This window comes from Rhodococcus sp. MurmanLake-1 (genome assembly GCF_056945715.1).
Window position 1 is genome coordinate 128,387 of the sequence record NZ_JBWZNF010000014.1, and the last position, 19,577, is coordinate 147,963.

Below are 19,577 nucleotides of genomic sequence, written 5' to 3' on the forward strand. Positions count from 1 at the left end.
GGAAAGAACATGAAGCTCATCCTCACCGCTGACGTGGACAACCTCGGTGCGCCTGGCGACACCGTGGAGGTCAAGGACGGCTACGGCCGTAACTACCTGCTCCCCCGCGGACTGGCAATCGTCGCCACCCGTGGCGCCGAGAAGCAGGTCGAGGGCATCCGTCGTGCACAGGAAGCGCGCGCTGTGCGCGGCCTGGATCACGCCAAGGAGCTCAAGGCAGCTATCGAGGGCCTCGAGTCCGTAACGCTGACGGTCAAGACCGCCGGTGGCTCGGGCAAGCTCTTCGGTTCGGTTACCGTCGCTGACGTCGCTGCTGCGATCAAGGCTGCCGGTGGACCGATTGTCGACAAGCGCTCCATCGTGTTGCCGAAGGCTCACATCAAGAACACGGGCAAGCACGCCGTGGTCGTGAACCTGCACCCCGATGTGGTTGCCAAGTTCAACCTGAACGTCGTCGGCGCATAGTCGACTGTTCGTCTCGTCGGGCCCCGCACACTTCGGTGTGTGGGGCCCGACGTTTTGTTTCGGGGTGCGGTGTGCCGCCTGACAGCGTCCCGAATCGGACCTGGGGATAACTCTCACACTGTGATGTTCGACTTGGTGATCAGTGACGAATCGGGCGAGGCAACACGCCCGACACGCCGACGCGCCGACTGTGGAAAAACTATTTTCATCAACAGGCCTGTGAAATTGTGGATAGCCATCTACCTGGTCTTTTGTGGTTGCTAGGCAAAGTAGTCCCCAAATGCTCCACAGGCGGTGCACACCGTGGGGCGGGAGTTTCCACAAAGCATCCACAGGTTTATCCACAGTCCGGTTTGTATGCGGACCTACTAGTCCCTAACGTCATCTCGGCGTCTATCTACAGCCCGGCCGAATGCGGCTAGGGGATGTCGGTGGGGGCAGGTACAAATGATGAGGGCGCTGCGGTTTCTGGCAGTGTCGTCGAGTGTTTTACGGGAAGGTCTCGCTTGTGGCTGTTGTAGATGATCGAGGACCTTCCGACTTCTCGGGGCCGGACTACCCGGGCCCTCCCGAGGCCGAGCCCGACCAGGAGTTCGGACGCCAGCCACCTCAGGACATGACTGCCGAGCAGTCGGTGCTCGGCGGCATGCTGCTGAGCAAGGACGCCATCGCTGACGTCCTCGAGGTACTGCGTCCGGGTGACTTCTACCGGCCCGCCCACCAGTCCGTCTACGACGTGATCCTGGACCTCTACAGCCGTGGCGAGCCCGCCGACCCGGTGACGGTCTCCGCCGAGCTCGACCGTCGAGGTGAGCTCCGCCGTATCGGTGGTGCTGCCTATCTGGTGACGCTGACCCAGACAGTGCCCACTGCCGCCAACGCTGCCTTCTATGCCGAGATCGTCGCCGAGAAGTCCGTGCTGCGTCGTCTCGTCGACGCCGGTACTCGCATCGTCCAGTACGGCTACGCCGGCACCGAGGGCCAGGACGTGGCCGAGGTTGTCGACCGCGCGCAGGCCGAGATCTTCGAGGTCACCGAGCGTCGAACCACCGAGGACTTCGTACCCCTCACCGAGCTCCTCCAGCCCACGATGGACGAGATCGACTCCATCGCCAGCCGCGGCGGAATTTCCCTCGGTGTGCCCACCGGATTCAAGGATCTCGACGAGATCACCAACGGCCTTCACGCTGGTCAGATGATTATCGTCGCGGCTAGACCTGGTGTGGGCAAATCGACCCTTGGAATGGATTTTTTGCGTTCCTGCTCCATCACGCACGGCATGGCCAGCGTCATGTTCTCGTTGGAAATGAGCAAAACCGAGATCGTCATGCGTCTGTTGTCCGCAGAGGCAAAGATCAAGCTCGGTGACATGCGTTCCGGCAAGATGACCGACGACGACTGGACCAAGCTCGCGCGTCGCATGAGTGAGATCAGTGAGGCGCCGCTATTCATCGACGACTCCCCCAACCTCACCATGATGGAAATTCGCGCAAAAGCGCGGCGGCTCAAGCAGAAACACGACATTCGCCTGATCGTCATCGACTACCTCCAGCTGATGAGCTCGGGTAAAAAGGTCGAGTCCCGTCAGCAGGAAGTCTCCGAATTCTCCCGTAGCCTAAAGCTTTTGGCGAAGGAGCTCGAAGTTCCGGTTGTCGCGATCTGTCAGCTCAACCGTGGTCCCGAGCAGCGAACCGACAAGCGTCCGCAGGTCGCCGACCTTCGTGAGTCCGGATCGCTCGAGCAGGACGCCGACATGGTGATTCTGCTGTACCGCCCCGACGCGACCGAGCGAGACGATCCCCGTGGCGGTGAAGCCGACCTGATTCTGGGTAAGCACCGTAACGGCCCGACCGCGACAATCACTGTGGCGCACCAGCTTCATCTCTCGAAGTTCGTCGATATGGCGCGGGGATAGCTGCTGCCGCCATCGCCTGAAGGTGGGACGGATTTCAGATCTTGTGAGATCCTGCTACAAGCACCAATTCGATTCCACTAGTGCAAAATTCGGTTTGTCTACAGGTGGGGTAGTGCTGCGGTGAGGAAGACGATGCCGAAGGCGATTCCGGCAATGCCGGTGAGGATTCCGACGATACCGGCGGTGTTGTCGCTGGGGTCGTGTCCGGGGGTGTCGGGTCGGCGCGCTGCCAGTGCGGTTCCGATGGCGGCGGCACCGAGGAGGATGCCGAGGCCGAAAATCCAGAACGTCAGTATCGAGAGTGCACCGAGCATCAACGCCATGTCGCTGTATTCGTCGCTGTTGATCGGGCGGTGGTGATCCCACCAATCGGGCGAGGTGTGCGGGCGGGATTCGGTGTTGCCTGTGTTGTCGGATTGCTCGTGCGGGGGGAAGGTTGATGCAGTCATGACGGCTAAAGGGTTGTAGTGCTGATTCTTTCGTGTGGTGGATGGGCCGATCGGCCATACGGGTGCAGAGGGGATCGAACGGCGGTGGGGATCGAACGGGCGGTGGGGTGAGTCCCGAGCACGCATCGCGTGTTTTCGAAACTCACCCCACCGTGGAACGCTTGTCCGGGCCAGTAGGATCAGGCTTCGACCTGGACCTGTGTTGTCGCTTCGATGGTTTCGGTTCGGGAGGGCGGTCCGGAGGAGACCTCGATCCGCCGCGGTTTCGCCTTCTCCGCGATCGGCAACGTCACCGTCAACACGCCGTTGTCGTACGAGGCGACGATCTGTTCGGCGTCGATGTCGTCGCTGATGGACAGTTGCCGTCTGAAGGTTCCAGCGAAACGCTCACTCGCCAGCCAACTCACACCCTCTTCGGAGAGGGCGGTGCGGTGCGCGGTCAACGTCAGAGTCGAGCCGTCGATGTGAACGTCCACCGAGCCGGGATCGACGCCGGGAAGATCGGCGTGCAGGACGTACTGGTCCTCGACCTTGTAGAGGTCCGTCGGCATGAACCGTGGACTGCGTCCGTTGCCGGTTTCCGCGGCGAGGACGGACTTGGTGATCGCATCGATGTCGGTGAAAGGATCGAAACGAAGCACAGCAACACACCTCCCATGTCGTGAAAAGAAAGGTCACCGCCACTGTGGCGGTTGACCGAACTCACTGTGCGAGAACATGATAACCACACGAATTAGCACTCTGCAACCGAGAGTGCCAGAAGCTTTGGGGAAGTGTTCCGGTCCCTGAAGATCGCTGCGTTGCCTGATTTCGGCAAAAGCGGTGGCCGCCTTTGGCCTCGGATCGACTCGGGCAGCGCGGTATGGCACTTCGTCAGTAGTGGCGGTGCGGCAATGGATCCGCCGGAGCCCCGACTCTGTGTGTGCGAGTCGGGGCGTATGACCGACGTCGGCATTGAGCACACAACACCGATGACCCACTATCCGTGCGAAGTCGACGTTCATGTCGTCCGCACATCTTCAACCATAAACAGTGCGATCGGTATAAATCATGTTCAGTCGCCTTCGATGCCAAGAAGTGACATGGCCGTTTGCATGGCAAGGTGAACATCTTGGTCGTCACGCTAGCGGCGCAGTAGCCGCGGTGCCTGGAAAGGTGGCCCGTGCCTGGTATTTGGTTTGCAGACGTCTGTTCCGAATGCTTTTGCAAAATAGGTCTTTCCCGATGTTTGCGGGTGGATCGGGCATCGAACATCGCGGGTGCTCGTTCGTCGGAGTCGCTGCGAACGATGTCGGTGTTCGTGCACACACCGAATCGGCTGTAAGGGAGAACACTTCGGCTACCGTCAAAGCTTGCTCATCACAATGGAACTGGGACTTTCGACCCTGTCGTCTACAAGCAGTGCGCAATAACCTTCGTCGGGTCGGGGGCACCCGTTCCGTTCGAGGGGGCAAACAATCGGGCGGGTGTTCGTCAAGGCAAGGCCATATCACCCTCACTGGTCTCCTTGCCGGGCCTTGAGCTGTGCGCGCCCAGAAGTGCTCAGGGCCCGCCCGATGCGGGGATCGAGAAAGTGAAGACGAAAGGTTCTCAGATGAGCCGAAGGAGCGATCGGCGATCGACAAGTTCTGCTCGCCGCCTGGCCACGCGGACTACCGGTGTCAGAGGTTCGGCGTGTAAGCCGAACTCGCTCACGGCAGAAGATCTGAGGGCTGTAATCGAGTCCCTCACTGGAGTTCTCGCTGCTCGAGAATCGAGCGAGGAAACCACATCTCTCGCCGGAAATCCTCCGTCGTCGACGCCAACTGACAGGCAGTTCTGAATCGCGCCGGTATTCTCGCAGCCGGACAGCATATTCGAACTCAGACGCGCTGTCAGCCGGGACGGGTGGTAATCACAGAAGTAGGTGGAAGATGTCGAAGGCGACTGTCCATTGGGCTGTGCCGGGGTTCTTGCGGTCCGGCTCGACCGTGGCGAAAGTTTGCGCCAGCGCTACGCTCAACCCTCCTGCGATCAGCGGCAGTCGTTGCTCTGTCTCCTCTGAGAGGGCCACGTCCAAGGGCGGGCGGGCCGTGAGCTGATCGAGCAGCGGTTGAAGTTCGATCTCCTCGTCGAGTTTTTCGAACCGGTGGATGCTCTCCTGTAATCCCTTGGTGATCGGCAGGTCCCACGGTTCGATCACGTCGCGCAAGTTTGCTTTCGCGGAGGCTTTCCCGATCAGGATCACGTCGTAGATCTTGTCGTCGATGAAATCGGTATAGCGCTTGAGATCGTTCCGGTCGACCTGCAGTCCGGCCGCTGCCCTGAAGAACCGCTGGAATTTCACGGTGCCCATTACTGGCATGTCGTCAGCTCCTTTCGAAGTATTCATGGATTTGGCGTACGGCCATCGCTCCTTCACCGACGGCGGATGCGACTCGTTTCACCGAACCGCGGCGGATGTCGCCCGCCGCGAACAGGCCGGGCAGGCTGGTTTCGAGCGTCCTGGACAGGCCGCCGTTGATTGGCAGGCTGCCGTCCGCTCGTGCGTGGATCGCGTCCACACCGGTGAGGACGAAGCCGTGGTCGTCGAGTGCGATCGCGTCGGCAAGCCACCCGGTGTGCGGTACCGCCCCGATGAAGACGAACAGGGCGCGCACCCGAATCGTGTCCTGGTCGCCGGTGCGATTGTCCTCGACTGCAATTGCTTCGAGGTATTTCTCGCCGTGGACCGCACGAATCTCGGTGTGCCGGTGCACGGTGACCCGCGGATGGTGTTCGATCTGGTCGACCAGGTATCGGGACATGCTCTTCCCGAGGTCATCGCCGCGGATGAGCAGGTGCACCTGTGAGACGTGCTCGGCGAGGAAGACGGCGGCCTGGCCGGCGGAGTTGCCGCCACCGACGATGGCTATCGGGTCGGTGCCGCATATCCGTGCTTCCTGATGCGTTGCGGCGTAGTACACGCTTGTTCCTTCCAGCGCCTCGATCCCCTGAACGGCCAACTTGCGGTACCGCGCCCCGGCGGCGAGCACAACGGCCCGGGCGTGTACCGACCCGCCGTCCGCCAGTCGGAGCACATGGTTCCCGGCCTCGGATCCCAAACCGGTCACTTCTGCCGACACCAGGATGCGGGCGCCGAACTTCCCGGCCTGGAGCACGGCTCGCTCGGCCAATTCGGAGCCGGAGACCCCGGCGGGGAATCCCAGATAATTCTCGATCCGGGATGAGGTACTGGCTTGGCCGCCCGCAGCGATCCGCTCCAACGTCACCGTGTTCAACCCGTCCGAGGCGCCGTACACCGATGCGGCCAGGCCGGCCGGTCCGGCACCCACGACGACGAGGTTGTAGACGTCCTTGGCTGCGTCCGCGACGGGTGCCGGGACAGGAAGCCCGACGACGCGTGCGAGTTCCGCATTCGTCGGATTGCGCAGCACCTTCTCGCCGTGCCAGATCACGACGGGTGTGTCCTCGGGTGCGACGTTCAGGCTGCGTAGCAGCTGCTCCACTCGTTCGTCCTGTTCCAAGTCGAACCACTTGTGGGGCAGACGGTTTCGCATCGCGAACTCACGAAGTCGCAACGTATCCGGGGAGAAGCAGGAGCCGATGATCCGGAATCCGGAGCCGAGCCCGATCAGCAAGTGCCGACGCACAAGGTAGGCGCGCAGGATCAAATCGCTGAGCACGGGATCGTGGGCAATCAGCTCGCGTACCTGCTCGGCCGGGACGACGAGTATCTCGCCGTCCTCGATCGCTTCGGCGGTGAAGAACGCCACCTGACCTTCCAGGAGTCCGAGCTCGCCCAGGAAACGCCCAGGACCGTGCACGCGCAGTATCCGGCGCTCGCCGTCCGCGTCGCCTTCGTCGACGACTGCGATCTTTCCGGAAAGGACGACGACGAAATCGTTGTCAGGCGCGCCTTCTCGGATCAGCACCTCGCCGGCGTGAACCGGTCGACGCGAGCCACCGACCTCGAGCTTCGCGACCTGGTCGTCCGTCAGCCGCGGGAAGGCACCCTCCTCGTCCGGGGTCTCGTCGTCGACCTGCGGGCTGTACCCGATGGGTGAGGCGCCCTCAGACGAAGTTCTGGTCGACATAACACCACCGCCAATCCTCGCCGGGCTCCATCGACTGGACGATCGGATGCCCGATGGCGTGAGCGTGAGCACTCGCGTGCCTGCCCGGCGAAGAGTCGCAGCAACCGACGTGTCCGCACGTCAGGCACAGCCTCAGATGCACCCACGGGGTGCCGAGGCGAAGACATTCCTCGCAGCCCTGCGGGGTACGGGGCACCACGGCCCGGATCGCGGTTACATGTGGGTCCGCATGGACAGGACTCATGACTTCGCCTCCTCGCCGGCATTTTCCGAGAGCGCCTGATCGAGCCACGTGCGCAGCTGGGGGACCGGAGCTGCGCCCGACTGGCGAGCGAGAACCTCACCCCGGTCCATCACCAGCAGAGTCGGCACGGCGCGGACGGTGAATCGTTCAGCCGTCCGGGGTGCAGCATCGACGTCGACCTTGACCAGCTTGATCTGGCCGGCGTGTTCTCTGGCGAGCTGCTCGAGCGCGGGGCTGACCATGCGACACGGGCCGCACCACGTCGCCCACAGATCCACGAGCACAGGCACCGAGGATTTTTCGACGATCTCCGCGAAGTCACCGTCTCCCGCCGCGGCGATCCAGGGCAGCGGCTCGTGGCAGTTGCCGCAGCGAGGTTTTCCTTCCCCTGCTGCCGGGATGTTGTTGGTCTTGCCGCAGTTCGGGCACTTCACCTTTTCGGATCCCATGACCAGTTACCTCTTCTCAGGCCGCCGCGAAGGCGGGTTCGGCATACGCGACGGCAAGCTCGCCGCCGTCCACCGTGACGCTGATGGTGCCGTCCGGTTTGATCTCGCCGCGCAACAGTGCACGGCCGATCTTGGTTTCGACCTCGTGTGCGATGTATCGGCGCAGCGGCCGCGCACCGTAGACAGGGTCGAACCCGTGTTCGGCGATCAGTCGGCGTGCCTCCGGCGTGATTTCCAGGTGTATCTGTCTCTCCGACAACCTGTTTCGAAGGTCGGTGAGTTGCAGTTCCACTATGTACTCGATCTGGGGCAGGGTGAGTGGGGAGAACAGCACGATGTCGTCGACCCGGTTGAGGAATTCGGGGCGGAAATGCCCGCGCAGTTCTGCCATCACCCGTTCCCTGGCGTCCGGCTTGATTTCGCCGTCGGCTGTGACCCCGTCGAGGAGATGCTGGGATCCGATGTTGGAGGTCATGATGATCACCGTGTTCCGGAAATCGACTTGCCTCCCTTGAGAATCGGTGATCCGGCCGTCGTCGAGCACCTGCAGCAGGGTATTGAAGACGTCGGCGTGGGCCTTCTCGATCTCGTCGAAGAGCACCACGGAGTACGGCTTACGTCGCACCGCCTCGGTGAGCTGGCCACCTTCGTCGTACCCGACGTATCCGGGAGGTGCACCGATGAGCCGACTCACCGTGTGCCGTTCCTGGTACTCGCTCATATCGAGGCGCACCATGTTGTCTTCACTGTCGAATAGGGCGCTGGCCAATGTCTTTGCAAGCTCGGTCTTTCCGACGCCCGTCGGGCCCAGGAAAATGAACGAACCGATCGGTCGACGAGGATCACGGATACCGGACCTCGCCCGGATCACAGCGTCCGCGACCAGTTGCACCGCCTCGTCCTGACCGACGACCCGCTCGTGCAGGATCTCGTCGAGCTTCAACAACTTCTCCCGCTCACCTTCTTGCAGCCGGGCGACCGGGATACCCGTCCATGCGGCCACGATCTCTGCGATCTCGTCTTCGGTGACCACTTCACGCAGCAACGGATTTCGGCCTTGTCTGGTGGCCAGTTGCTCCTCCGCCGCCTCGAGCCGGCGTTCGAGCTCGGTGATCTCGCCGTATCGCAACTCGGCTGCCCGATTGAGGTCGTAGTTGCGTTCGGCGGCCTCGGCCTCGACGCGCAACCGTTCCAAATCTCCTCGCAGTTCTTGCACCCGCCGGATCGCCTGCCGCTCCGCCTCCCATTGAGCGTGCCGGGCGTCTGCCTCGGCCCGCAGGTCGGCCAGCTCCTTGCGCAATTCTTCGAGGCGCGCCTTGCTGGCCGCGTCCGTTTCCTTGGACAGTGCGGCCTCTTCGATCTCCAGACGGGTCACCTTCCGGGTGAGCTCGTCGAGTTCGGCAGGCATCGAATCGATTTCGGTGCGGAGCCGAGCGCATGCCTCGTCTACGAGATCGATCGCCTTGTCCGGAAGGAAGCGGTCGGTGATGTACCGGTGCGAGAGGGTCACGGCGGCCACCAATGCACCGTCTTGAATTTTCACGCCATGGAACACCTCGAGGCGTTCTCGAAGTCCGCGCAGAATCGAGATCGCATCCTCGGCACTGGGCTCGTCGACGAGAACGGTCTGGAATCGACGCTCCAGTGCCGCATCGGATTCGATGTGCTTGCGATACTCGTCGAGAGTGGTGGCACCGATCATGTGCAGTTCGCCGCGTGCGAGCATCGGTTTGAGCATGTTGCCGGCATCGAGAGACCCCTCGCCGCCGACCGAGCCCGCTCCGACCACGGTATGCAACTCGTCGACGAACAACAGGATGCGCCCCTCGGCAGCCTTCACCTCGGACAGCACGGCCTGCAGTCGCTCCTCGAACTCGCCGCGGTACTTCGCACCGGCCACCAGAGAACCCATGTCGAGCGAGAAGATCGTCTTGTCGCGTAGGCCCTCGGGCACGTCGCCGCGGACGATCCGCTGGGCGAGACCCTCGACAATCGCAGTCTTACCAACACCGGGGTCGCCGATCAGCACCGGGTTGTTCTTCGTTTTCCGGCTCAAGATCTGAGTTACCCTGCGTATCTCGGCATCCCGGCCGATGACCGGATCGAGTTTGCCTGCCCGCCCCTCGGAGACGAGGTCGCGCCCGTACTTCTCCAATGCCTCGTACGCCCCCTCCGGGGTTGCCGACGTGACACGCTGATTGCCGCGCACCTTCGTCAGCGCCGTGAGGAAGGCGTCCCGTGTGACCCCGTGACTGGCGAGGACCCGCCCGGCCGCGCTGGCCGATCCTTCCTCGGAAAGGGCCATCACAAGATGCTCCACCGACACGTAGGAATCCTTGAGTCTCTTCGCCTCCCGCTCTGCGGCATCGAGCAGCTTGGCCAGACGCTGGGTGATCATCACCTGACCGGGGGTCACGCCGGGGCCGCTGACCTTCGGCCTACGCGACAGTTCACGATCCAGATCGGATCGAAGTGCTTCGACATTCGCGCCGGCCTGTTCGAGCAGTCGGGGCACCAACCCATCCTGCTGATCGACCAATGCGAGCAGCAGGTGCTCTCCGTCGACTTCGGTGTGGCCCATTCTGGTCGCAACATTCTGGGCTTCCTGCAAGGCTTCTCGTGACTTTTCGGTCAAGCTGCCGGTGTCCATGAGGATGTCCTCCTTCTGCGGGCCGCTGTTTCGAGTCTTTCGATTCGATCCAGCAGATCGAGCACGAGCCCGATTGCCGAGTAGTTGAGACCCAGACCCGTCCGCAGTCGTTGGATGCGTGCGGCGTGGGTCACTTCGGATGGGTCGAACGACATCTCTCCGCCGGCGTAGCGGTGGGCGTCGAGCAGTCCGAGAGCCACGAGTTTTCGTGCCAGATCCGGGTGCAGGCCAGTACGTTCGGCGAAGGCGTCCGGCGACAATCCGGTACGGCGAACCAATACGTACTGAGTGATCGGCGTTGAGGTGCTCATGTCTCTTTCCTCGGATTGAAGTTCGATTCGGCGCCCAACTGCTCGAACAGTTCGCGTTCACGTGCTGTCGGTTTCGACGGAACCATCACCTTGATTTCGGCGTAGAGGTTGCCGTTGGCACCGCGCGGATTCGGCATTCCCTCTCCGCGCAGGCGCAGCTTCCTACCAGTCGAAGAGCCAGGCACCACTTTGACTTTCGCCTCTCCGCCCGGTGTGGGAACGACGACTGTCGACCCGAGAACCGCCTCCCATGGCGATACGGGCAGATCGACGTAGATGTCCCGACCCTGCACGCGGAACCGTGAATGCGGTTTGATCCGCACCACGAGGTACAGATCCCCAGGCGGCGCGTCACCGTTGCCTCGGCCTCCTTGCCCGGCCAACCGGATTCGCTGGCCGTCCAGGACGCCGGCTGGAATGTCGACGTCATACTGCCGTCCGTCCAGTCTGAGAGTGCGTTTTCCGCCCTGATAGGCCTCTTCCAGCGCCAGTTCCAGTTCGGCCTCCTGATCGGCGCCGGGAATCGGTCCGAACCCACCGCCTCCGCCGAACATCTGCCCGAAGAGGTCTTCGAAGTCGACGGCACCCTCACCACCGACACCGTGGCCGAAGTGCACCCTTCTCCCGCCACCGCCGTACCCGGCGGCGTTTGCCCGCACCCGTTCGTCGTAATCCTCGGGTACATGCCGGAAGTCGTCACCGAATCGGTCATAGCGTTTCCGGGTGTCCGGGTCGGACAACACCTGATAGGCCTCGTTGACCTCCTTGAACCTGTCCTCCGCAGTGGGATCCTTGTTCACATCGGGGTGGTACTTGCGGGCCAGCTTGCGGTACGCCTGCTGAATTTCGTCGGTGCCGGCGCCCTTCGGTACGCCGAGTACTTCGTAGTAGTCACGGGCCATCGGTGCTCACCCCTCTGGGCGGCTGACGACCACCGCGGCGGGCCGCAACTGTCGCCCGTCCTCTCCATAGCCCGGGCGCAAGACCTCGACCACGGTCCCGGACGGAAGGTCGGGTCGGGTTACCACACTGACCACTTCGTGGAGTTCCGGGGAGAACGGCACACCGACCTCGTCGTGGCGCTCGAAGCCGAGTCGTGAGAGCACCTGTACCGCCTGGTCCCGGATCGCCTTCACACCTTCGACGACGGCCTGCGGATCGCTGCCTGCGTGTGCAAGCGCAAGCTCCAAGTTGTCCAGTATCGGCAGCCACGCCGCCGAAACCTTCGCTACTTCCGCGGCGCGTTCACGGTCCAGATCTTTGGCGTATCGCTTGCGCAGGTTGTCCAGATCTGCGACGGCCCTGCGCCAACGGTCCTCGAGTTGAGACAGCTCGTCTGCCGTCTCGGCGCGATCGGACTCGGTCTTGCTTTGATCCGTGTCGGCGCTGTTGGTAGTCGGCTCAGTCGTCGAATGATCTGCAGACATTTCCATCGTGCCCCTCAGCTTCGATCGAATTCGGCGTCGATCACGTCGCCGTCATCCGACGACGCAGCATCAGCGCCGCCTGCTTGGCCGTCGTCCGACTGGTCCGGCACAAGTCCGTAGAGCAGCTGTTGCAGCTCCGAGGTGAGTGGCTGAACCTCCGCGGGTGAAGCGCCGTCCTGCACGGCCTTTCGGGCGTCGGCAACCAGCATCTCGGCCCGCGCCTTCTCATGCGGCGGGGCACTGTCACCGAGTTCGGCGAGTCGCCGCTCCACTTGATACGCAACCGAATCGAGCCCGTTGCGCGCGTCGACCGCCTTGCGCAGCGCCTCGTCCTCACCCCGGTTCCGTTCGGCCTCCGCCAACATGCGCTCGACCTCACCCTGATCAAGGTTGCCCTGTTCACTGATCGTGATGCTCTGTTCCTTGCCGGTATCCTTGTCGCGAGCGGTGACGTTCAGGATGCCGTTGGCGTCGATGTCGAAAATGACTTCCACCTGGGCCTCGCCACGTGGCGCGGGGCGGATGTCTTCCAGCCGGAACCGACCCAGCACCCGGTTGTCGGCGGCACGTTCGCGTTCGCCTTGCAGCACCACGACGTCCACGGCGGACTGATTGTCTTCCGCCGTGGAGAACACTTCGCTGCGCCGGGCCGGGATCGTCGTGTTGCGCTCGATGATCTTGGTCATCACCCCGCCCTGCGTCTCGACGCCGAGGGACAGTGGGGTGACATCGAGTAACAACACATCGGAAACCTCGCCCTTGAGCACGCCCGCCTGGACTGCGGCGCCGAGTGCAACGACCTCGTCCGGGTTGACGCCCATATGGGGGTCCTTACCGCCGGTCAGCCGGCGAACCAGTGCCTGAACAGCCGGAATACGTGTCGAACCGCCGACCAGGATCACTTCGTCGATGTCGTTGGCGGCGACCTTGGCATCACTCATCGCCTGCTTCACCGGGCCGAGGCAGCGTTCCACCAGATCCGCAGTCAAATCATCGAACTTCGATCGCATGATCGTAGTGGTGAGATGCTTGGGACCATTCGCGTCGGCGGTGACGAAGGGCAGGTTGACCTGGGCCTGGGTCACTGAGGACAACTCGACCTTGGCTTTCTCCGCGGCTTCGAACAGTCGCTGCAACGCCTGTGCATCCTTACGCAGATCGATGTTCTCCGTGCTCTGGAATTCGTCGGCAAGGTAGTCCACTATGCGTCGGTCGAAGTCGTCGCCGCCCAAGTGGGAGTCGCCGGCCGTGGAACGAACCTCGACTACCCCCTCGCCGACGTCTAGCAGGCTCACATCGAAGGTTCCGCCGCCGAGGTCGAAGACCAATACGGTTTCGTGGGTCTGTTTGTCCATGCCGTACGCGAGTGCCGCAGCGGTCGGTTCGTTGATAATCCGCAAAACCTCGAGGCCCGCGATACGGCCGGCGTCCTTGGTGGCGTTTCGTTGCGCGTCGTTGAAGTAAGCAGGAACGGTGATGACCGCTTCCTTCACCTTCTCACCGAGGAACTTGCTCGCGTCGTCGACGAGCTTGCGCAGCACGAGAGCGCTGATCTCCTCTGGTGCGTATTTCTTGCCGCGCACGTCAAATCGGGCCTCACCGTTGTCACCCGGTACGACGTCGAAGCTGACCGCTTTGGCCTCCTCGGAGATCTCGTCGTAGTGACGTCCGATGAAGCGTTTCGCCGAGTAGATCGTGCCCTTCGGATTCAAGATCGCCTGCCGTCGGGCAAGCTGGCCCACCAGACGCTCACCGTTCTCGGTGAACGCCACCACCGAGGGCGTCGTCCGTGCTCCCTCTACATTGGAGATCACCACCGGCTCGCCGCCTTGCCAGCTTGCGATGACCGAGTTGGTTGTGCCCAAGTCGATGCCTACAGCAGTTGTCATGACTCATTCCTTTCGATCGCCTGGCCGGTGAGCAAGTGCACGGTTCCGCCCGCGACCTCGATGTCGGCAAGGACTTCGTGGTGACCTGGTTTCAATGACTGGATTGAGGTGAATCACGCTGCCTTCTCCTGCATCCCATGCAGGAGCGGCCGAGCAGGGTGCCGGCAACGGCACCCGACGCCAATTCACGGACGACGGCGTGAGGTCCAAGAGCGGCCGCAGCGGGGATTTCCGCCACTGAGCTTTGACATCACTGAGCTTTGACATCACGCCCCTCAGCGTTGATGTTGTGGGGTTCGCCGGGCCTGTGCGTACCGACAGGGCCCGACCGCCGGTCAACCGGTTGAGCTCACGAACGGCCCAGCCATGATGAGTCTTTTCGTCCACCTAAAGGGCGTCAACAACATTCGCCTGATGGGTGGGGTTCAACGGGGCAGCGGCAACCACACCTGCCCTTGATCGAAGATGTCCACCGGAACCCGATCGAGGCGGCCATCGCACGAAACTCCGAGTATCGGCCGCTACGTGAAAACTCGAGTGTCGGCCGCTACTGCGGTACGTCCACACTACCGCGGCGCATCCATAAGTAGAACTCCCGTTGCGAAAGATCTTGCAGCGAGCGGGCAGCAGCTTCGTTGAACCCGGATGGGATTCATTGTGGCTCTATCGAATTTCGTTGTGGCAGAGAGGTAATGACCTACCTATCGACAGTTTCAGGTGGTTGCGAGTGGGGGCGACAACCCGTGCGCTGCACAGTTCAGTGCGCAGGTCCGTGACTGGTCAGAAGATCGCCCGAATTGGAAGAAGTTGCAATTCAACAAGTTTCGATCTCCGCCCTTTATCGGGACTTGCGTGGGATCTTGTCTGTTCCTCTGCTACATCCTTTGGCAGGAATTCGATCGAGGGGTCGGTTTGCTCTCTCCCCGTCGTGGCGCAGGTGTGCCAGGTCTGGCCGTGGTTGTGTTTGTCTCGTGTCCGAGCCGCTTCAGGGATGTAGTACGACTTTGGTCCAGCCGTCGTCGCGAGCGTCGAAGTGCTGGTAGCCGGATTCGGCTTCGGTGAGCGGGAGTTCGTGGGAGATGATCCAGGAGGGCTTTGCCCGGTCTTCGTGGATGAGGTCGCGAAGTTGCCGGTTGTAGTGTTTGACGTTTGCTTGTCCGGTGCCGATCTTTTGGCCCTTGAACCAGAATTTGCCCATGTCGAAGGCGATCTTGCCGTTTCGCTCGAGTTCGTCGGGGCCGTTCTGGTCTTGCGGAAGGAAGATGCCGACCACCCCGATGTGGCCGGTGAATCGCACCGAATCCACGAGGCGGTTCATCGTCATGGCGGCGTCCTCGTGGCCTTGCGGGTCATGTGCCTGATAGCCGACGCATTCACAACCTTTGTCTGCGCCTTTCCCGTTGGTTTGCGCGAGGACTTGCTCGACGGGGTCGCCCTTCGAGTCGTCGATGGGTACGACGCCGATCTCTTCGGCCAGGCGTAGCCGGTCTGGGTGACGGTCGACGATCATCACCTTGCTCGCTCCCTGGATCATCGCCGAATACGCGGCCATCAAACCGACTGGGCCAGCGCCGTAGACCACCATCGAATCGCCAGGTTGCATGTCGGCCAGGCGGGTGCAATGCCATCCGGTGGGAAAGATGTCCGACAGCATCACGTAATCGGTTTCCTTGTCCTGGGCATCCTCGGGCAGGCGCAGACAGTTGAAGTCGCCGAACGGCACCCGCAGATATTCCGCCTGTCCACCCCAGAACGGACCCATCCCCGCGAAACCGAATGCGGCACCGGCCATCTTCGGATCCGGATGCACCGTCAGACAGAAGGCCGTCAGCCCTTCCTCGCAGTTTCGGCAGAAACCACAGCCGATGTTGAACGGCAAGCACACTCGATCCCCGGGCGATACTTTGACCACCGCATTCCCCACTTCGGCGACAATTCCCAAGTTTTCGTGACCGAGGACCATTCCGGGCTCCAGATCGGTGCGGCCCTCGTACATGTGTAGATCCGACCCACATATGTTGGTGCTCGTGATCTTCACCAGCACATCTGTCGGCTGCTCAATCCTCGCGTCGGGCACATCCTTCACATGAACCTCACGTGGCCCGTCGTACACAAGCGCTTTCATGGCGACACTCCCTTAGCTGCGGCGTTTCCGGTTGATCTCGTCCGGTCACAGGTGATTACGCGTGAGCGACCGACCGAATGAATCGTGCTGTTCGGAGCAGGCCCACGGCGCACGGAACTCAAGGCCGTGCCAAAACAATGGCACACCAACATTTTTCCGTCGCGGCCCGCAGCTGAGGCTGCATTCCAGGCGTCGCATTCCCTCACCATGGAGTCTCCTCTTTCGGCTCCACGATCGCTAGGGGCGGGATCGGTTTTCCTCGATCGGCGGGTTTGGGTTCCTTCCATTAACCGATGGCTGGTGTGATGCTTGACAGTGTCCACCACCTCGAAGAGGAGACTCGATATGGCTACCAAGGCGCTGCTGGTCCGACTCGAAGCCAAGCCCGGCAAGGAAGAGGCGGTCGAGGAATTCCTCCGATCGGCGCTGCCACTCGTCGAGCAGGAGCCCGGCACGAAACCCTGGTTCGCGGTGCGGTTCGGGCCCTCGTCGTTCGGCATCATCGACGCATTCCCCGACCAAGCTGCCCGCGAGACACATCTCAATGGTCCGGTCGGCAAGGCTCTCGGCGAACGTGCCGACGAACTCTTCGCTGCGCCGCCCGAAATCAGCCACCTCGACGTTCTCGCTGAAAAACTCTGAACGACCGACTGGGAAAGCCCAGTCGGCGACCGTCACACTTCGGCTGCGAATATAGTTGTGCCACAACCACACCCGATTCGGGAGAGCTTTGCCGGCGTGCGCGGCTGTGGCGTACGGTCCGTCGCTCATTCGACCCAGGCATCGGTAGATCACGAGAAGTGTACTCAGTCGAGTCAACTCGGTACGCGTGTAAGAAAGGATTTCAAACTCGTTTTATTAAAAAGTGTTTCGAGATTGAACTGACTTGACTGGAAGTGAAGCAGGATTTCTCGTTGCTGCTGGGATAGTTCTGAGCCATGGAAAAGGTCATCTTTCCGCGGAATTTCAGCGACAATTGTGCTGGGAAAACTCGAAAGTCGCAGTCCGATAGGACAAATAGACCCGGAATCTACGTGCGCGGTCCGAGAGTGTCTCCACAAGTTCGGTGATCACGCCCGCTGGATCAGAAATGCTCAGTTGGCGCCCCACCGTGCGCCGTGAGCCCGGCGTGATCTTGACGGAGTTGGTGCTCGAAGTCGGAGCAATGTCACTTCCCGATCTGGAGTTGGCAGTTGATCGGGAGGAGGAGTTGTCGAGGGGGTTCGACGATGCGCTCGATGATGTGTGCGCTGCCAATCGATTCCCTCGACCGGCGGTGACACTGATGACGGATTTTGCTGTTCTTGCGGACGCTGTATCGCGGTGACTGACCACTCGGGGCAGAAGCTCCGTCGTGCAGCAGAGGCGACCTACACACGCGGATGATGTGACCGGCGAGGGTTACCGAGCCGCGATTGGCACCTCGGCTGTATGGATATCGCGAAGATCTGGGGAGGATTCCTCCCTCGGCCGGTTCGGTGATCGATTCTGAGTGAACTTGGTTCTTTCGTGGTCTCGGAAAGGAAGCTCCGCCGTGGGTTCGATTGTTCTCACCCTTGTCCTCGTCCTCTCTTTCCTCGTGCTCGCTTTGCTTCTGCGTTACGCCAATGCCGGACAGCCGGCCCGCCTCGACGTTCCGAAGGCCCGTCCGGTCCCGGGAGGCGGCCGGTTGGGTGCTCGTCCGCGGGTGCTGCGGTGACGGCATGGCATGTGATGGCGATCTGTCGCGCATTCAGCGCCCGATTACCTACCGGGGTGTGGGTGCCCGAATCGGATCGACCTGCGGTTTGCAGTCAGGTCGGTCAGGCCGATACAAACCGTGACGACGGATCGAATTCGGTCATTGTTGGCCGGGGCTGGACGTAGCTGTGATGTCGAATGCGGCAACGCCGTCCGCAGTGGTCGCTCTATCTCCGGCCGGCCACACATCCTGGCCGGAGTATGGGGAGAAGGTGCTGCGTTGCAGCCTGTTTCGTGTTGATTGTCTCTGATTGCACCCAATGCTGACGAGGATCCCGCTATGAACTATCTCGTTGATCACCTGCACCTGGCTGGTCTTTTCCGTCGAGGGCGCCTTACCGAGGAGGAAGCGATCAACCTCGACAGCTACTACCGCCTTCACCCGTTGCCGCGGCCGGCGGTCTTCACAGCGTCACTTGGCGGCCATGCCACATTCTGATACTGGCATGAACCCGTAGGAAGTCGCCTGATTGCCTGTCAGTGGCGTTGTAAGAGAGAAGTTTTGAGATACGTCTCCTGGTTTCGGATCTGGTTTCAGCGATCCGAGGTCCTGGGGTGAGAGAGGAATTCGCAGTGATGTCCGCAGTGCACTCGGCGCAGTCCGGGAAAGAGTTTGCCGCTGAACCAAGTTGTTGGCAGAAGTATGCCGCGTGCGGTGGGGTCGAAGCGGCGGTGTTCTTTTCGCCGGAAGGCGAGCGTGGCGATGCCCGATCCCGCCGGGAACTGCGGGCGCGGCGGATATGTCAGACCTGTCCTGTGCTCGGTCAGTGCCGCGAGTACGCCCTCGGTGCGGGCGAGCTGTATGGAACGTGGGGTGGCATGAGCGAAGCTGACCGAAGACGGCATGCCCAATGACAAACCGCGACGAGCACCGGGCGGCAGATCATGCAGTCCGAGGACGCGATCAGATGTGGGGTGAGCCGGTGCCGTTGTCGGTTTACCGAATGGCGAGCGACGATCTCGTCAAGGAGTACCGCTCGCTGTACCGCCGGTGTGATCGCCTGACTCCGCGCGAGACAGCGCGGTTCTATTTCGTGAACGAGGAAATGAGGGCACGGGGACTCGGGCATGGCATTCCAACTCCGGATACCCACGAGGGCATCGATGCCTGGGACGGGGAGATCTGAGATCGCGAGCTTCCCCGAACAATTGCCGTTCGGAGAGCGCTGTCCGTGAGAAAGGCCGTCCTCATGCGGTGTCAGATCGCCGGTTCGGGGCGGGGGAACAGTCGTGAGAGAACATCGGAGAGGGTGATGATGCCGACCGTTGTTCGTTCGTCTGTGACTACGGCGAGGTGATTGCGACTTTCCCGCATCGACGCGAGTGCGAGGTGGACGGGGGTTTCGGAGGCGAGGGTGAATGCCGGTCGCATGATGGCCTCGGCGCGGGTGTGGTCGGGTTGGAGCAGGGTGTCGCGGGCGTGCACGATCCCGAGGGGGACGCCGTTGTCACGGACCAGGATTCGTAGGTGTCCTGATTGTTTCGAGATTGCCCGCACCTGGTCCATGGTCGCGGAGCTGGTAACGGAGGTCGGAGCTTTGTTGCTCCGTAGCAGATCGCGGACGGTCAAGGTCTGCATGTCGAGGGCGCCGGAGAGTTGCGCAGAGTATCCGGCGTCGAGGGCTCCGACGTTGGTGGAGTGCTCGACCAGGTGCCGCAAGGTGTCGGGGTCCTGGCCGCTGCCGACGTGATCGACCGGTTGCACACCGACTTTGACCAGAAGCCAGTTGGCCATCGAGTTCAGCGATTGCAGTAGAGGCCGGGTGAGCCACATGAATCCGCGCATCGGGATGGCGAGCAGTGTGGCTGATTTCTCGGGGTGGGCGATCGCCCAGGA

General features: G+C 62.0%; 21 protein-coding genes. 8 read left to right on the forward strand and 13 right to left on the reverse strand.

The features are described from left to right. The first annotated feature begins 9 nt into the window (after positions 1-9). On the forward strand, positions 10-465 hold the full coding sequence (gene rplI, locus AC2ETI_RS27890; RefSeq protein ID WP_003941243.1) for a 50S ribosomal protein L9: 456 nt from the start codon (positions 10-12) through the stop codon (positions 463-465). 508 nt (positions 466-973) lie between these two features. Next, positions 974-2,380, forward strand: a complete 1,407-nt coding sequence (gene dnaB, locus AC2ETI_RS27895) for a replicative DNA helicase (RefSeq protein ID WP_019746049.1) — start codon at positions 974-976, stop codon at positions 2,378-2,380. A gap of 98 nt (positions 2,381-2,478) precedes the next feature. Here dnaB and AC2ETI_RS27900 read toward each other — a convergent pair whose 3' ends face one another. The 12 genes from AC2ETI_RS27900 to AC2ETI_RS27955 all read right to left on the reverse strand — a co-directional run bounded on the left by AC2ETI_RS27900 (position 2,479) and on the right by AC2ETI_RS27955 (position 16,000). After that, positions 2,479-2,829 (reverse strand): hypothetical protein, encoded by a 351-nt coding sequence (locus tag AC2ETI_RS27900; RefSeq protein ID WP_283307777.1) that lies wholly within the window; start codon positions 2,827-2,829, stop codon positions 2,479-2,481. 179 nt (positions 2,830-3,008) lie between these two features. Next, on the reverse strand, positions 3,009-3,470 hold the full coding sequence (locus AC2ETI_RS27905) for an Hsp20/alpha crystallin family protein (protein WP_483634697.1): 462 nt from the start codon (positions 3,468-3,470) through the stop codon (positions 3,009-3,011). Between the two features lie 1,253 nt (positions 3,471-4,723). After that, entirely contained in the window at positions 4,724-5,164 is a 441-nt protein-coding gene (locus tag AC2ETI_RS27910; RefSeq protein ID WP_024487875.1) for a DUF1931 family protein, read from the reverse strand. A gap of 13 nt (positions 5,165-5,177) precedes the next feature. Next, positions 5,178-6,905, reverse strand: coding sequence for an FAD-dependent oxidoreductase (locus AC2ETI_RS27915; protein WP_070385313.1), 1,728 nt, complete (start codon positions 6,903-6,905; stop codon positions 5,178-5,180). Next, the gene (locus AC2ETI_RS27920; protein ID WP_007735548.1) at positions 6,883-7,149 is read right to left on the reverse strand and encodes a UBP-type zinc finger domain-containing protein; all 267 of its coding nucleotides are present in this window, start codon (positions 7,147-7,149) and stop codon (positions 6,883-6,885) included. The genes AC2ETI_RS27915 and AC2ETI_RS27920 overlap by 23 nt, the downstream gene beginning before the upstream one ends. Beyond that, entirely contained in the window at positions 7,146-7,598 is a 453-nt protein-coding gene (gene trxA / locus AC2ETI_RS27925) for a thioredoxin (RefSeq protein WP_007735549.1), read from the reverse strand. Before trxA ends, AC2ETI_RS27920 begins: the two co-directional genes overlap by 4 nt. A gap of 16 nt (positions 7,599-7,614) precedes the next feature. Continuing rightward, positions 7,615-10,248 carry an ATP-dependent chaperone ClpB gene (clpB, locus tag AC2ETI_RS27930; RefSeq protein WP_020971359.1) on the reverse strand — a complete coding sequence of 878 codons (2,634 nt, stop codon included), beginning with the start codon at positions 10,246-10,248 and terminating at the stop codon, positions 7,615-7,617. Then, positions 10,230-10,559 carry a chaperone modulator CbpM gene (locus AC2ETI_RS27935; RefSeq protein ID WP_020971358.1) on the reverse strand — a complete coding sequence of 110 codons (330 nt, stop codon included), beginning with the start codon at positions 10,557-10,559 and terminating at the stop codon, positions 10,230-10,232. The genes clpB and AC2ETI_RS27935 overlap by 19 nt, the downstream gene beginning before the upstream one ends. Further along, positions 10,556-11,461 (reverse strand): DnaJ C-terminal domain-containing protein, encoded by a 906-nt coding sequence (locus AC2ETI_RS27940; protein WP_007735552.1) that lies wholly within the window; start codon positions 11,459-11,461, stop codon positions 10,556-10,558. The genes AC2ETI_RS27935 and AC2ETI_RS27940 overlap by 4 nt, the downstream gene beginning before the upstream one ends. Positions 11,462-11,467: 6 nt before the next feature. Next, entirely contained in the window at positions 11,468-11,992 is a 525-nt protein-coding gene (locus AC2ETI_RS27945; RefSeq protein ID WP_095971681.1) for a nucleotide exchange factor GrpE, read from the reverse strand. Between the two features lie 8 nt (positions 11,993-12,000). After that, positions 12,001-13,875, reverse strand: a complete 1,875-nt coding sequence (dnaK, locus tag AC2ETI_RS27950) for a molecular chaperone DnaK (protein WP_400821688.1) — start codon at positions 13,873-13,875, stop codon at positions 12,001-12,003. Positions 13,876-14,860: 985 nt separating this feature from the next. Continuing rightward, on the reverse strand, positions 14,861-16,000 hold the full coding sequence (locus tag AC2ETI_RS27955) for a glutathione-independent formaldehyde dehydrogenase (RefSeq protein ID WP_279163349.1): 1,140 nt from the start codon (positions 15,998-16,000) through the stop codon (positions 14,861-14,863). 345 nt (positions 16,001-16,345) lie between these two features. Between AC2ETI_RS27955 and AC2ETI_RS27960 the strand changes: the two genes are divergently transcribed. From AC2ETI_RS27960 to AC2ETI_RS27985, 6 genes are all read left to right on the forward strand, one after another. Next, positions 16,346-16,642, forward strand: a complete 297-nt coding sequence (locus AC2ETI_RS27960) for a putative quinol monooxygenase (protein ID WP_045065850.1) — start codon at positions 16,346-16,348, stop codon at positions 16,640-16,642. Positions 16,643-17,090: 448 nt separating this feature from the next. Next, positions 17,091-17,327 (forward strand): hypothetical protein, encoded by a 237-nt coding sequence (locus AC2ETI_RS27965; protein WP_483634698.1) that lies wholly within the window; start codon positions 17,091-17,093, stop codon positions 17,325-17,327. Between the two features lie 207 nt (positions 17,328-17,534). Then, positions 17,535-17,699: a hypothetical protein gene (locus AC2ETI_RS27970; protein WP_483634699.1), complete on the forward strand. Its 165-nt coding sequence runs from the start codon at positions 17,535-17,537 to the stop codon at positions 17,697-17,699. A gap of 321 nt (positions 17,700-18,020) precedes the next feature. Next, on the forward strand, positions 18,021-18,179 hold the full coding sequence (locus AC2ETI_RS27975; protein WP_230815803.1) for a hypothetical protein: 159 nt from the start codon (positions 18,021-18,023) through the stop codon (positions 18,177-18,179). 137 nt (positions 18,180-18,316) lie between these two features. After that, the gene (locus tag AC2ETI_RS27980; protein WP_448277385.1) at positions 18,317-18,595 is read left to right on the forward strand and encodes a WhiB family transcriptional regulator; all 279 of its coding nucleotides are present in this window, start codon (positions 18,317-18,319) and stop codon (positions 18,593-18,595) included. Continuing rightward, on the forward strand, positions 18,592-18,867 hold the full coding sequence (locus AC2ETI_RS27985; RefSeq protein WP_317826965.1) for a hypothetical protein: 276 nt from the start codon (positions 18,592-18,594) through the stop codon (positions 18,865-18,867). The genes AC2ETI_RS27980 and AC2ETI_RS27985 overlap by 4 nt, the downstream gene beginning before the upstream one ends. Positions 18,868-18,938: 71 nt before the next feature. Here the strand turns inward: AC2ETI_RS27985 and AC2ETI_RS27990 are convergent. Beyond that, positions 18,939-19,577: CBS domain-containing protein (locus tag AC2ETI_RS27990; RefSeq protein WP_483634700.1), on the reverse strand; the 639-nt coding region annotated here is incomplete at its 5' end.

Excerpts from the sequence above, each read along its gene's own strand:
- AC2ETI_RS27945 (WP_095971681.1), bottom strand. The coding sequence starts at position 11,992 with ATGGAAATGTCTGCAGATCATTCGACGACTGAGCCGACTACCAACAGC.
- AC2ETI_RS27980 (WP_448277385.1), top strand. The coding sequence starts at position 18,317 with ATGTCCGCAGTGCACTCGGCGCAGTCCGGGAAAGAGTTTGCCGCTGAA.
- AC2ETI_RS27935 (WP_020971358.1), bottom strand. The coding sequence starts at position 10,559 with ATGAGCACCTCAACGCCGATCACTCAGTACGTATTGGTTCGCCGTACC.
- AC2ETI_RS27915 (WP_070385313.1), bottom strand. The coding sequence starts at position 6,905 with ATGTCGACCAGAACTTCGTCTGAGGGCGCCTCACCCATCGGGTACAGC.
- rplI (WP_003941243.1), top strand. The coding sequence starts at position 10 with ATGAAGCTCATCCTCACCGCTGACGTGGACAACCTCGGTGCGCCTGGC.
- AC2ETI_RS27920 (WP_007735548.1), bottom strand. The coding sequence starts at position 7,149 with ATGAGTCCTGTCCATGCGGACCCACATGTAACCGCGATCCGGGCCGTG.
- AC2ETI_RS27965 (WP_483634698.1), top strand. The coding sequence starts at position 17,091 with ATGCTCAGTTGGCGCCCCACCGTGCGCCGTGAGCCCGGCGTGATCTTG.
- AC2ETI_RS27985 (WP_317826965.1), top strand. The coding sequence starts at position 18,592 with ATGACAAACCGCGACGAGCACCGGGCGGCAGATCATGCAGTCCGAGGA.
- AC2ETI_RS27955 (WP_279163349.1), bottom strand. The coding sequence starts at position 16,000 with ATGAAAGCGCTTGTGTACGACGGGCCACGTGAGGTTCATGTGAAGGAT.
- AC2ETI_RS27975 (WP_230815803.1), top strand. The coding sequence starts at position 18,021 with ATGAACTATCTCGTTGATCACCTGCACCTGGCTGGTCTTTTCCGTCGA.
- AC2ETI_RS27910 (WP_024487875.1), bottom strand. The coding sequence starts at position 5,164 with ATGGGCACCGTGAAATTCCAGCGGTTCTTCAGGGCAGCGGCCGGACTG.
- AC2ETI_RS27900 (WP_283307777.1), bottom strand. The coding sequence starts at position 2,829 with ATGACTGCATCAACCTTCCCCCCGCACGAGCAATCCGACAACACAGGC.
- AC2ETI_RS27960 (WP_045065850.1), top strand. The coding sequence starts at position 16,346 with ATGGCTACCAAGGCGCTGCTGGTCCGACTCGAAGCCAAGCCCGGCAAG.
- AC2ETI_RS27940 (WP_007735552.1), bottom strand. The coding sequence starts at position 11,461 with ATGGCCCGTGACTACTACGAAGTACTCGGCGTACCGAAGGGCGCCGGC.
- dnaK (WP_400821688.1), bottom strand. The coding sequence starts at position 13,875 with ATGACAACTGCTGTAGGCATCGACTTGGGCACAACCAACTCGGTCATC.
- clpB (WP_020971359.1), bottom strand. The coding sequence starts at position 10,248 with ATGGACACCGGCAGCTTGACCGAAAAGTCACGAGAAGCCTTGCAGGAA.
- trxA (WP_007735549.1), bottom strand. The coding sequence starts at position 7,598 with ATGGGATCCGAAAAGGTGAAGTGCCCGAACTGCGGCAAGACCAACAAC.